This window comes from Achromobacter sp. 01N37, from assembly GCF_056399725.1.
Map to the genome: position 1 here is coordinate 172,864 of NZ_JBFTRX010000005.1, position 12,669 is coordinate 185,532.

A 12,669-nucleotide genomic window follows, 5' to 3' on the forward strand; every position below is an offset into this window, starting at 1 on the left:
TAGAAATAAGCGTTCAAAGAGCCACGGGACGGCGCCAGGCCTGGCTGCGCGCCACCAGCGCACGGCTGGCCAGATGCAACACCAGAGCCGCCGTGGCGGAACTGGCCATGATTACCGTGCACATGGCGGCGGCCGGACCGATGAAGCCAGCGTCGTCCATGTTAAGCACGGCAACGGCGGCCAGCACCGTGGACGGGCTGTACAGGAACACCACGGCCGACACGGTCGTCATGGCGGAAACAAACAAATAGCGGGCGACATCCAGCGCGGCGGGCAGGCACATCGGCAAGGTCACGCGCAGGAACGTCGTCATGCGCGGCACCTTCAGCGACGCGGATGCCGCTTCGAATTCCGGGTCCAGCGCGTTCAGCGCGGTGGCGGCCGTCAGATGCGCGCTGGTGTAGAAGTGGACAACCGTGCACAAGATCAGCAGCGGCATGGTTCCGTACAACATGTTCAGCGGATTCATCAGGCTGTTGAAGAAGAAGATGTAGCCCAGGCCCAGCACCAGGCCAGGCACGGCCATCGGCATCAACGCTAGCATGCTGACCACGCCGCGCAAACCGCGCGCCACCTGGCCGCGCGCCGGCACCTTTTCCATCATCCAGGCGCCCACGAAAACCACGGCCGTGCCGATCAGGGCCGTGCAAAACGCCAGCTGCAAGCTGTTGCGCCAGGCCAGCCAGCCGCCGCCGTCCATGTTGTCGAAGTCGTAGGACCGCAGCGACATCGACAGGTTGTACGGCCACATCTTCACGAACGACGCCCAGACGGCCACGCCGATGATCAGCAGCAGGAAGGCGGCCATCACGCCCGCCAGCGCCAGGAATGCAGCGTCACGGCGGCGGTTCTGGCCCGCCGCGTAGGCTTGGGCGCGGCCGCTCATCTGGGCGCCTTGGCGGGCACGCAGGCGGCGGTCCAGCACGAAGGTCAGCAAGGCCGGCAGCAGCAGCAAGATGCCGATCGCCGCGCCCTTGGGGAAGTTCTGTTGGCCGACCACCGCCTTGTAGGCTTCCATGGCCAGCACGTTGTAGTCACCGCCCACCACCTTGGGTACGCCGAAATCAGTGACCGTCAACGTGAACACCACGCAGCAGGCCGAGAACACGGCATAACGCGTGCCAGGCAAGGTGACGGTCATGAAGGTGCGCCACGGCCCTGCGCCCATGGCGCGCGCCGCGTCGTACAGGCGCCCATCGGCCAGCGTCAGGCCGGTCAGCAGAATCATCAGCGCGTGCGGGAAGGTGTAGAACGCCTCGCCCACGACGATGCCCCAGAATCCGTAGATGGTGGCGCCGCCCGTCAGCCCCTTGAGCAGGCCCTGGTTGCCTAACAGGTAGACCAGCGCAATGCCAGGCAACAGCGACGGGGCCAGCAGCGGCAGCAAGGCGATGGTGCGCAAGAGGCCCTTGCCCGGCAGACGCGTGCGCGTCAGGCCGTAGGCAAACGCGTAAGCGCAAGGCACGACCAGCAGCATGGTCACGATGCCTACCGTCAGGCTGCGCCCAACCATCGGCAGAAAGCCGTCAGCGCCGATGATGCTGCCGACGACCGACAAGCCCGCCCAGGCGCCGTCGTTATCCGTCACGGACTTGGCCAGGATGGCGATCAACGGCAGCGCCAGGAACAGCACCAGAAACAAGACCAGCGCGCCCTGCCCCATCGTCAAACCCAGCGCGCCGATCCAGGCGGGCATGGGACGGCGGCCCAAGGCCAGCGCGGGACTGTTGGCTGGCGTTTTAGCGGACACGGGGGTCGGCATTGCTGCCGGCATTCCCGCCGGCATGGCCGCAGACACAGTGGCAGCGGCCATCGGCGCGGAGGGGGTCTCGGCCACGGAAGGCGAACCAGTCATGACGGGCTCAAGCGTAGGCGCGAATCGCATGGCGCGGCAGCTCCACCCAGCAACGGCTGGCAGCGTGAGGGCCCAACAGGGCGTCTCCGATTTCGGGGGACACGATGGAATGCACGGTGGACCCGGGCACGCCTTCCAGCCGCAAGGCCAGGCGGTAACCGCGGCCCAGGAACACGCCATCCAGCACATCGGCCAACATCGAATTGGGTTCTTCCGGGCGCGCCATGGTGACGCGCACCGCTTCGGGGCGCACAAACAGCTTGCCCGACTGGCCGCCCAACGCCTCGTCCACCGCCAGTTCCTGACGGCCGACGCGCGCACGGTGAGCATCAACGCGTTCGAACGGCAGCCAGTTCGCTTCACCCACGAAGTCGGCAATGAAGGCCGAGCCCGGCTGACGATACAGTTCGCGCGGCGTGCCGTACTGTTCAATGACGCCGCCATTCATGACGGCGATGCGGTCGGCCATCACCATGGCCTCTTCCTGATCATGCGTCACCATCAGCGTCGTAATGGACAACCGCTTTTGCAACGCACGCAGCTCGATGCGCAGATGTTCACGCACGCGGGCGTCCAGCGCCGACATCGGTTCATCCAGCAACAGCAATGAGGGCGACGGGGCCAGCGCGCGCGCCAGGGCCACGCGCTGCTGCTGGCCACCCGAGATCTGTCCCGGATATTTATCCGCCGCGCCCGCCAGGCCAACCAGCGTCAGCATTTCCTCGACCCGGCTGGCGACATGCTTGCGATGCGCGCGCTTGCCGCTCAGGCCGTAKGCYACGTTCTGCGCCACGGWCAGGTTGGGAAACAGCGCATAGGACTGGAACAGGATGCCGTAGTCGCGCKCTTGCGGTTCGGCGTAAGAAATATCGCGGCCCGACAGCACGATCGCGCCGCTGTCCTGGCGCTCCAGCCCGGCAATGGCGCGCAAGAGCGTCGTCTTGCCGCACCCGGACGGGCCCAGCAGGCACACCAGCTCTCCGGCGCGGATATCCAGCGAGACGTCCGCCAGCGCCGTGTGGCTGCCGAATCGTTTCACTAAATTTCGTACTGAGAGAAAGGCGCTATCGGGTTGGGGCATGGTGCCTCCGGTCTGGGAACGAAGGCAGTATGGAAGGCGCGTATTGAGCGTTTATGACACTTCGCGCAAATGCAGTAATAAAAACATCAAATTATTTTGGTGTACTGGCGGTCTTGCGCATTGCGTCCCTTTCCCGCCCCCACCATCGTGCTTGTCGCCGAACTCAAATCCTTCTACGCCGTGGCTCGCTGCGGCACCGTCACCAAAGCCGCCGCCCAACTGGGTGTCAGCCAACCCACGGTGACGGGGCAACTGCGCCAGCTGGAGTCGCGTTACGGCGTTGAACTGTTCCACCGGCAAGGCCGCGGCATGCGGCTGTCTGACGCCGGCCACAGCCTGATGCCCATGGTGGAAAAGCTGGTGCAGCAGGAAACCGAAATCGATTTCCGGCTGCGCGACGCGAGCGACCTGCGTGAAGGCAACCTGCGCATTGGCGCAACAGGCCCCTTCTACATCATGGATACCGTGCGCCGGTACAACCAGCGCTATCCGGGCATCGACCTGACGGTGACGATCGGCAATTCGCAGTCGATGCTGCAAGCGCTGCACGACTACCGCATCGAGATTGCCACGTCTTCTTTTCTGATGGATGACAAGCATCTGTACCGCCGGATGATTGCCGCCGACCCGATCCGCGTTGTCACCCACCGCGACCATCCGCTGGCGCGGCGCGGCAAGGTGCGTCTGGCCGATCTGGCCGACCATGCGGTGCTGCTGCGCGAACCCGGCTCCATGACGCGTCAGCTGACCGAGGACGCGCTGGCGCAGGCCGGCGTCACGGTGCGCCGCACGCTGGAGATCGGCAGCCGCGAATCGATCCGGCAAGCCATTCTTTGCGACCTGGGGATCAGCCTGATCCCGTCGCGTGAAATCCCGTCCCATCCGGATCTGGCGGCCCTGGATATCCAGGGGGCCGAGATCATGATGAACGAATACCTGTACTGCCTGCGCGAGCGCCAACCGGTGCAATTGATCGCGCGCTTTCTGGAGATGGCGCCGGCAGCCGGCTGACCGTCAACGGTCACTGCCCGCCCCCTCCCCCTTGCGGCCACTCAGGAGACAACCATGGCCTTGACCTTGCAAGACATCGAGCAGATTTTCCTGGAACGGGGGCACCGTTCCTATCACGGCGAGTCCGTGAGCCATTTGCGGCATGCGCTGCAAACGGCATCGCTGGCCGAACGCAATGGCGCAAACGCGCAACTGATCACGGCCTGCCTGTTGCATGACCTGGGCCATCTGATTGCGGACCGGCCCGGCACGCCCACGCTGCGCGGCATCGACGACAAGCATCAATATTTCGTGCTGCCTTTCCTGCGCGGGCTGTTCAGTTCGGCGGTGCTGGACCCCATCCGGCTCCATGTCGAAGCCAAGCGCTATCTTTGCTACGTGGAGCCGCAATATGAAGCGTCGCTCTCGGAGGACTCCAAGCGCAGCCTGGCGCTGCAAGGGGGCAGTTTCGATGCGGGCCAGGCGGTGGATTTCGCCAGCATGCCGGGCGCGCCGGATGCGATTCGTCTAAGGCGTTGGGACGATATGGCCAAGGTGCCGGGGCTGGCCACGCCGCCCCTGGACCATTTCCTGGAGATCGCCGAAAGCGTCTCCGGGCGGGTCAAGCTGGCGGCGATCTGGTGATGCGCGGCTAGGGCGCGGCGGCGCTAGCTGAAGCCCGCGGCGGCCTCTGCCCTGGCTCGTCGGCTGCCTTGGCCCGGCAGCCACCTTCTTCAGCCCTTGGCCACCGGGCGGGATGGGTCGCTGCACCACTCGCTCCACGAGCCCGGGTACAGGCGCGATCCGGACAAGCCCGCGATCTCCATGGACAGCAGGTTGTGGCAGGCCGTAATGCCCGAGCCGCACTGATGAACAATTGCTGCCGGGTCGCGTCCCGCCAGCAGACCCGAGAATTCGGTGCGCAATTGCTCGGCGGATTTGAAGCGGCCGTCGGCTTGCAGGTTCTCGCCGTTGGGGCGGTTCAGGGCGCCGGGGATGTGCCCGGCCACCGGGTCCATCGGCTCGACCTCGCCGCGATAGCGGTTGGCGGCGCGTGCATCGATCACGGTGAAGGACGGCTGGGCGATGTTGTCCAGCACGGCGCGGGCGTCGACGGCACCCGCGAGCGATGCGCCGGGTTCCACCGGTTGCCCCGCCTTGACTGCCGGCGCGGCCTCGGTCGTGGTCGGCAGACCCGCAGCCACCCAGGCTTGCCAGCCGCCATCCAGCACCACTACGCGCTCATGGCCCAGCCAGCGCAACATCCACCACAAGTGCGCGCCGTACATGCCGCCGCTGCCGTCATACGCCACCACCAGCGTTTGCGGCGTGACGCCGTGCGCGGCCATCAAGGCGCCGAATTCGGCGCGCGACGGCAGCGGATGGCGGCCGTTCTTGCCGGTGCGCGGCGCGGCCAGCTCGGTTTCGTGATCCAGATAACGTGCGCCGGGAAGGTGGCCGGCGTCATAGGCCTGGCGGCCCGCGGCGTGGTTGGTCAGGTCATGGCGCACATCGAAGATGCGCACGTCAGGCGCATCGCTCGCGCCCAGGCGTGCGGCCAGGTCGGCGGCGGAAATCAGTGTCATCGTCATTCGGGGTGCTCCTGATCGAAAAGAGGCGGGTCAGGTCGGCTTGGGGTCGCGCATGGTGCGCCACACCGACAGCAGGCCCGCAGAAATGATCAAGCCCATGCCGGCCCAGGCCAGGGCGTCCAGATGGTCGCCCCAGAACCCCATGCCCAGCAAGGCCGCGAAAATAATGGTGCTGTACTGCAACGCCGCCGTCAGCAGGGCTGAGCCCATGCCGAAGGCCCGGGTCATGGCTAACTGGCCAAACATGCCCGCCACGCCCACGCCAAATAGCGACGCGTAGCCCTGCCAGTCGGCCTGGCCCCACCCTTCAAACCACAGCCCAGCCAGGCTCGACACGCAGACCGCCACCGAGAAAAACAGCACGGTGCGCCACTCGGGTTCACCGATGCGGCCCAATTGGCGGATCTGCATCATGGCGATGGCCGACATGGCGCCCGCGCCCATCCCCATCACCGCGGCCAGCCACTGGTCGTCGGTAATACTGGGACGCAGCACGGCGATCACGCCCAGAAAACCCAGCGCCACAGCAATGATGCGCACCGGGTCGCGCTGCGCGCCGCCCCAGCCCAACATCCAACAGGCGATGAACAGCGGCGCCGTGTAGTTCAGGCTGGTGGCGGTAGCCAGCGGTAAATGCGAGATCGCGAAAAACCCCAGCCACATCGACGTGACGCCAGACAAGTTGCGCCAGATGTGCAGCTTCCAACTGGTGGGGATGATGGATTGCCGGCCGGCTCGTGCATACAGCAGCAAGAGAATGACGGAGGGGAGCCCGCGGAAAAGCACGATCTGCGGCAACGACGCGCCGTGCTCGGTGCCGAGCTTCACGAACGACCCCATGATGGCGAACATGGCGGACGCCAGCAACATCCAAAGAGCCTGCATTGGGGGTCTGCGCTAAGGGAAAAGTGGGGGAGAAATAGGGGAAAGCGATACTATACTCTCCGTCACCGGGAGCGGTGCCGGCGAGTCGGGGAACTGGCGGGCCGCCGCCATGTCGAACCCCGGGTATTTCCCGCTCGCAGAGGAACACAAAAAACATGAAACGCATTGTCTTGTTCGTCATCACCAACCTGGCCGTCATGCTCGTGCTGTCGGCCACGCTGCGCATCCTGGGCGTAGACCGCTACATCACCGCCAATGGCCTGAACCTCAACGCGCTGCTGATCTTCTCGGTGGTCGTGGGCTTTACCGGCGCGATCATCTCGCTGCTGATCAGCAAGCCGATGGCCAAATGGAGCACCGGCGCACAAGTGCTGGACCCGAACGCGCCGCGCAGCCAGCGCGAAGCCTGGCTGGTCGACACCGTGCACCAGCTGGCCGACCGCGCCGGCATCGGCCGCCCGGAAGTCGCCATCTATGAAGGCGCCCCCAACGCATTCGCCACCGGCGCGTTCAAGAACGACTCGCTGGTTGCCGTGTCGACGGGCCTGCTTGAAAGCATGAGCGAAGAAGAAGTCGCGGCCGTGCTCGCGCACGAAGTGGCCCACATCGCCAACGGCGACATGGTCACGCTGACGCTGATCCAGGGCGTGGTGAACACGTTCGTCGTGTTCCTGGCGCGCGTGGTTGGCTACTTCATCGACCGCGTCGTGTTCAAGAACGAACGCGGCATCGGCCCGGGCTATTACATCACCGTGCTGGTCTGTGAAATCATTTTCGGCGTGCTGGCCTCGATCATCGTGGCCTGGTTCTCGCGCCAGCGCGAATACCGCGCCGACGCCGGTTCGGCCCACCTGATGGGCGCGCGCGAACCCATGATCCGCGCCCTGGCGCGCCTGGGCGGCCTGGAGCCGGGCGATTTGCCCAAGTCGTTTGAAGCTTCCGGCATCACCGGCAAGGGCGGCCTGGCAGCCATGTTCGCCTCGCACCCGCCGATCCCGTCCCGTATCGCCGCCCTGCAAAACGCACGCGTGGTCTGACCCCAGCACCACTTGCAGGCAGGCAGCAAAAAGCCCCTCGTCAGAGGGGCTTTTTCTTGGGCCGGCTGGTTGCCGGATCGATGTGCCGGGCGCCGGATCAAGGCCCGGTCACGCCGATGATAAAGGCCCGGGTCACGGCCAGAATGAAGGTCTACGCCACGCGCCCGGTCACGCCTGGATCAGCACTCGACGATGTTCACCGCCAAGCCGCCACGCGCGGTTTCCTTGTACTTCGTCTTCATGTCGGCGCCCGTTTCGCGCATCGTCTTGATGACCGAATCCAGCGACACATAGTGCTGCCCGTCGCCGCGCAGCGCCATCCGCGCCGCGTTCACGGCCTTGATGGAGGCCATGGCGTTGCGCTCGATACAGGGAATTTGCACCAGCCCGCCCACGGGGTCGCACGTCAGGCCCAGGTTGTGCTCCATGCCGATCTCGGCGGCGTTCTCAACCTGCTCGACCGTGCCGCCCAAGGCGGCCGCCAAGCCGCCCGCGGCCATCGAACACGCCACGCCCACTTCGCCCTGACAGCCCACTTCGGCTCCCGACAGCGACGCGTTGTACTTGTACAGTAGCCCCACCGCCGCAGCGGTCAGCAAGAAATTGCGCACGCCGTCGCTGTTGGCGCCCGGCACGAAGCGGTCGTAATAATGCAGCACGGCCGGAATGATGCCGGCTGCGCCGTTGGTCGGCGCCGTCACCACACGCCCACCGGCCGCGTTTTCTTCGTTGACGGCSATSGCGTACAGGTTGACCCAGTCCATCACCGACAAGGGGTCGGACAAGGTGCGCTCGGCGCGCTGCGTCAGGTTGCGGTAGAGCTCGGGGGCGCGGCGGCGCACGCGCAGCGGGCCGGGCAATTCGCCATCGGCTTCCGGGTAATTGATGCCACAGCCACGCGCCACGCAGTCCTGCATGACCTGCCAGATACGGTCCAGCCCGCTGTGCGTTTCCGACGCTTCGCGCCAGGTCAGCTCGTTTTGCATCATCAGCTGCGCCACGGTCATGCCGCTTTCGCGGCACATGGTCAGCAGCTCACGGCCCGAGCGGAACGGATACGGCAACTGGTTATGCGCGGCAATGACCTGGCTGTTCGACGCGCCGGCCGTCACGACAAAGCCGCCGCCTACCGACAGATAGCGCGATTCACGCAGCGACTCGCCATTGGCGCCCATGGCGTGAAACTTCATGCCATTGGGGTGTTCGGCCATCGCTTCGCGGCGGTAGAACACCATGTGTTCCTTCTCGATGAAGGGGACGGGGAAACGGCCAAGCAGGGGCAGTTGGCGGCTGGCGCGCACCGAGGCCAGCATGCCGGCAATCGCCGCCGGGTCAACCGTGTCGGGGGCTTCGCCCATCAGTCCGAGCAGCACGCCCTTGTCGGTGCCGTGGCCCTTGCCGGTGGCGCCCAGCGAGCCGTACATTTCGGCGCGCACATAGGCGACTTGGGGGATCAGGCCGTCGCGTTCAAGCCCCTGCGCAAATAGCAATGCGGCCCGCATCGGGCCCACCGTATGGGAGCTAGACGGGCCTATGCCTATCTTGAACAGATCGAATACGGAAACGGCCACGCGAAACTCCAGTACATCAAAGAATAGTCAGGCAATGATACGCGCAGCCACAGCCGCGCGCAGTAAAGGCCCGACGCGCGTAAGCTGTATTGCGCCGCCGGGTTTCGCCGCCCGGTCAGGCGTGCGATCATTACAGAATTATTTCATGTCATAAAAAGAACGGAACTACCCCTGGATGTCTGGACTTATTACCCTGCTTGACTTCGCCGGCTACGTCGCGCTCCTCCTTTGGGGGGTGCACATGGTCCAAACGGGCGTCCAGCGCGCTTTCGGCGCGGCCTTGGGCGCGGCGCTGGGCAAAGCGCTGGGTACGCGCTTGCGTGCCTTTGCCGCCGGGCTGGGCATCACCGCCGCCCTGCAAAGCAGCACCGCCACCGGCCTGATGATTACCGGCTTCGCCGCAGGCGGCGTGGTCGGCCTGGTGCCCGCCCTGGCCGCGATGCTGGGGGCCAACGTGGGCACCACGCTGATCGTTCAGCTGCTGTCGTTTGACCTGACCTCGCTGGCGCCCATCCTGATCCTGGCGGGCGTGTGGATGTTCCGGCGCTATCCGCCGGGCCGCACCCGCGATCTGGGCCGGGTGTTCATCGGGCTGGGGCTGTTGCTGCTGTCGCTGCATCAACTCGTTGAGCTTTTCGAGCCGTTCCAGACCGCCCCCATGCTGGGCATGATTCTTGACGCACTGTCCACCCAGCCGGTGGCTGCCGTGCTGCTGTCGGCCGCCTTCACCTGGGCCGCGCATTCCAGCGTGGCCGTTGTGGTGCTGGTGATGTCGCTGGCCAGCCATCACATGGTGGCGCCGCACGTGGCCTTTGCGCTGGTGCTGGGCGCCAACCTGGGCACCGCCATCAACCCGATGATCGAAGGCGTGACGGGCGACGACCCGGCCGCCCGCCGCCTGCCGCTGGGCAACCTGCTGACCCGCGTGCTGGGCGTGCTGGCCGGCCTGATTCTGCTGCCCGTGCTGCAACCGCTGATGAGCGACATGGCCAGCGACCCGGCGCGCGCCGTGGCCAACTTTCACACGCTGTTCAACGCGGTGATCGCCCTGGTATTCCTGCCGCTGCTCACGCCCTACGCCGCCCTGCTCACCCGCTGGCTGCCCAAGCGCGCCGACCCGAACGACCCTTCCCGTCCCCAATATCTGGACGAGTGGGCGCACGACGTGCCGGCCGTAGCGCTGGGCAACGCCGCACGCGAAGCGCTGCGCATGGCCGATATGGTGCAAACGCTGCTGCTGTACGCGCGCGCCGGTTTCAAGCGCGACAACCGTCACCGCATGGTCCAGGCGCGCCAGCTGGACGCCGCGCTGGACAAGCTGGAAAACGCCATCACGACGTACCTGGCCACGCTGGATCAGGAAAACATGACGCGCGACGACGTGCAGCGCATGGACGACATCCTGGCCTTCACCAGCAACATCGGCCATGCGGGCGACATCGCCCACCACGGCCTCTTGAGCCACGTCGCCAAGCTGCGCAAACAGGGCTGGACCTTCTCGCCCGAACAGCGCGCCAGCCTGGACGATACGCTGGGCCAGCTGATCGCCAACGAGCGCCAAGCCGCGGCCCTGTTCGTCAACGACGATCTGCGCCAGGCCCGGGCCCTTGCCGGCGAGAAGGCGCGTTTCCGCAACATCGAAATCCAGGCATCCGAGACGCACCTGCAAAAGATCAAGGCCGGTCAGGTCGACGCCGCCGAAGTCGGCGCGCTGTATCTGGATATCCTGCGCGACATGAAGGGCATCAACTCGCATCTGGTGGGCGCGGCGGCTTACCCGCTGCTGGCCCGGCACGGCGAGCTGCTGCCGAGCCGGCTGCGCGAAGCCGGGAACTGAACAAAAAGAAACCGGCCCTTGGGCCGGTTTCTTTATGGGCGCTCACTTATGGGCGCTTACTTATGGGCGTTTACTTATTGGCGCCCACGCTTATTGGCGCCTTCGCTCAAGGATGCCTGCGCCTCGTCCCTACAGATAGCGCTGGAACCAAGCGAGCATCCGGCTCCAGCCATCTTTCGCCGCTTCCGGCTTGTAGCTGGCGCGGTAGTCCGCCAGGAACGCGTGGTCGGCATCCGGGTAGACGACGAATTCCGACTGCTTGGCGGCAGCATTTCCCGCAGCCAGCTTTGTCTTCATGGTCTCGATGTCGGCCAGCGGAATGCTGGCATCCTTAGCCCCGTACAAGCCCAGCACGGGGCCGTGCAATTCGTTCACCACGTCGAAGGCCACACGCTTGATCAGCGGGCCATGGCCGACGCTCAGCTTGCCGTACCAGGCCACTCCCGCCTTCACATCGGGATTGTGCGCGGCATACATCCAGGTCAGGCGGCCGCCCCAGCAAAAACCCGTCACGGCCACACGCTTGGCGTCGCCGCCGTTCTGCGCGGCCCAGGCCACGCTGGCGTCCAGGTCTGCAAACACCTGCTCGTCCGGCACTTTGCTGACCAGTTCGGCGATGAGTTTGGGGATGTCGGTGTAGACCGAAGCGTCGCCCTGGCGCTCGTACAGGTTGGCGGCAACGGCCAGGTAGCCGGCCTTGGCCACGCGGCGGCACAGATCCTTGATGTGCTCGTGCACGCCGAAGATCTCTTGCACGACCAGCACGATGGGCAGGTCGCGGCGGCCTTCAGGGGCCGCGTAATAGGCGGCGATGGAACCATCGGCCACGGGCAGTTTGAAATCCCCGTGGACCAGTCCATCCGTGTCGGTATGGATGACGGTAGGCGCGACGTTACCGGCGGCGGCGGAAAAACTCATGGGCACACTCCTAGGGTGGAATCGAAGACGGCCGGGCATCCCGTCCGCGCGCGTCCTAGTGCGTGTGAGCGTGCTCCGCATGGGGCGCGCCGTGGCCGGCTTCGGCCCCGTGCTCGTGTCCATGGTGCATCAGGGTCGTCACGCTGTAGATCAGCACCACGCCCACGCCTACCAGCAGCAATTGCGGGACGGCATCCGAAAGGGATACCCGTTCGTGCATCTGCGGCATCAGATCGGCCACCGAGATATAGAGGAAGCTGCTGGCGGCAACCACCAAGACATACGGCACCCAGCCCTGCGCCTGCTGCAGCACGAAGTACCCTATTATGCCGCCCACGGCTGAACACAAGCTGGTGAAGAGAATCAGCGAAAACGCCCGGCGGCGCGCCAGGCCCGCGTTCAGCAGCACGACGAAATCGCTCAGCTTGTGCGGCACTTCATGCACGATGATCGACGCCGCCGTCAGCACGCCCAGCAGCGGGTCGGTCAGGAAGGCCGCCGCCACCAGCACGCCGTCGCACAGGTTGTGCAACGAGCTGCCGATCAGAATCAACATGCCGCCACGGCCCGCTTCGTGATGGTCGTGGCCCTTGTGATGGTGATGGCCGTCGCCTTCGTGGTGATGGCTGTGGCGCAGCAGCGCAATCTTCTCCAGCACGAAGAAGCCGATCAGCGAGGCCAGCATCAGCCCGAACAACGCATGGGCATCGCCCACCGCGCCTTCAAAGGCCTCGGGCAGCAGGTGCAACAGCGCCACCGACAACAGCACGCCCACCGACAGGCTGACCATGTGATGCAGGTATTGGGCAAACACTCTGTAGGCCAGCCAGCTGGCGACAAAGACGGCGATGAGCCCGCCGGTTACGGTGGCAAGCAAGACCCAGAGCAGCAACATTTGGGGGA

General features: G+C 65.5%; 11 protein-coding genes. 4 read left to right on the plus strand and 7 right to left on the minus strand.

Annotation, left to right across the window (positions count from 1 at the left end):
- Nucleotides 1-13: 13 nt before the first annotated feature.
- Both AC1DSJ_RS12350 and AC1DSJ_RS12355 read right to left on the minus strand, forming a co-directional pair.
- Complete coding sequence (locus AC1DSJ_RS12350; protein WP_427949827.1) at nucleotides 14-1,762, minus strand: putative 2-aminoethylphosphonate ABC transporter permease subunit; 1,749 nt, start codon at nucleotides 1,760-1,762, stop codon at nucleotides 14-16.
- Nucleotides 1,763-1,862: 100 nt separating this feature from the next.
- The gene (locus tag AC1DSJ_RS12355; protein WP_476760315.1) at nucleotides 1,863-2,936 is read right to left on the minus strand and encodes a putative 2-aminoethylphosphonate ABC transporter ATP-binding protein; all 1,074 of its coding nucleotides are present in this window, start codon (nucleotides 2,934-2,936) and stop codon (nucleotides 1,863-1,865) included.
- A 147-nt stretch (nucleotides 2,937-3,083) separates the two neighbouring features.
- Between AC1DSJ_RS12355 and AC1DSJ_RS12360 the strand changes: the two genes are divergently transcribed.
- Nucleotides 3,084-3,947: a LysR family transcriptional regulator gene (locus tag AC1DSJ_RS12360; protein ID WP_054424647.1), complete on the plus strand. Its 864-nt coding sequence runs from the start codon at nucleotides 3,084-3,086 to the stop codon at nucleotides 3,945-3,947.
- Between the two features lie 54 nt (nucleotides 3,948-4,001).
- The gene (locus tag AC1DSJ_RS12365; RefSeq protein WP_054423586.1) at nucleotides 4,002-4,571 is read left to right on the plus strand and encodes a phosphonate degradation HD-domain oxygenase; all 570 of its coding nucleotides are present in this window, start codon (nucleotides 4,002-4,004) and stop codon (nucleotides 4,569-4,571) included.
- Between the two features lie 89 nt (nucleotides 4,572-4,660).
- On the opposite strand, the gene AC1DSJ_RS12370 is transcribed toward AC1DSJ_RS12365, so the two are convergent.
- Nucleotides 4,661-5,518, minus strand: a complete 858-nt coding sequence (locus AC1DSJ_RS12370) for a sulfurtransferase (protein WP_054423589.1) — start codon at nucleotides 5,516-5,518, stop codon at nucleotides 4,661-4,663.
- A gap of 30 nt (nucleotides 5,519-5,548) precedes the next feature.
- Nucleotides 5,549-6,403: a DMT family transporter gene (locus AC1DSJ_RS12375; protein WP_054423591.1), complete on the minus strand. Its 855-nt coding sequence runs from the start codon at nucleotides 6,401-6,403 to the stop codon at nucleotides 5,549-5,551.
- Nucleotides 6,404-6,558: 155 nt separating this feature from the next.
- Between AC1DSJ_RS12375 and htpX the strand changes: the two genes are divergently transcribed.
- Nucleotides 6,559-7,440 (plus strand): protease HtpX, encoded by an 882-nt coding sequence (htpX, locus tag AC1DSJ_RS12380; protein WP_054423593.1) that lies wholly within the window; start codon nucleotides 6,559-6,561, stop codon nucleotides 7,438-7,440.
- 179 nt (nucleotides 7,441-7,619) lie between these two features.
- Here htpX and AC1DSJ_RS12385 read toward each other — a convergent pair whose 3' ends face one another.
- Nucleotides 7,620-9,011: an L-serine ammonia-lyase gene (locus AC1DSJ_RS12385; protein WP_476760316.1), complete on the minus strand. Its 1,392-nt coding sequence runs from the start codon at nucleotides 9,009-9,011 to the stop codon at nucleotides 7,620-7,622.
- 175 nt (nucleotides 9,012-9,186) lie between these two features.
- Between AC1DSJ_RS12385 and AC1DSJ_RS12390 the strand changes: the two genes are divergently transcribed.
- Nucleotides 9,187-10,848, plus strand: a complete 1,662-nt coding sequence (locus AC1DSJ_RS12390) for a Na/Pi cotransporter family protein (protein WP_054423597.1) — start codon at nucleotides 9,187-9,189, stop codon at nucleotides 10,846-10,848.
- A gap of 129 nt (nucleotides 10,849-10,977) precedes the next feature.
- Here AC1DSJ_RS12390 and AC1DSJ_RS12395 read toward each other — a convergent pair whose 3' ends face one another.
- Together AC1DSJ_RS12395 and AC1DSJ_RS12400 are read right to left on the minus strand one after the other, a co-directional pair.
- Nucleotides 10,978-11,766 carry a dienelactone hydrolase family protein gene (locus AC1DSJ_RS12395; RefSeq protein ID WP_054423599.1) on the minus strand — a complete coding sequence of 263 codons (789 nt, stop codon included), beginning with the start codon at nucleotides 11,764-11,766 and terminating at the stop codon, nucleotides 10,978-10,980.
- A gap of 55 nt (nucleotides 11,767-11,821) precedes the next feature.
- Complete coding sequence (locus tag AC1DSJ_RS12400; RefSeq protein WP_175169697.1) at nucleotides 11,822-12,661, minus strand: ZIP family metal transporter; 840 nt, start codon at nucleotides 12,659-12,661, stop codon at nucleotides 11,822-11,824.
- Nucleotides 12,662-12,669: the final 8 nt, after the last annotated feature.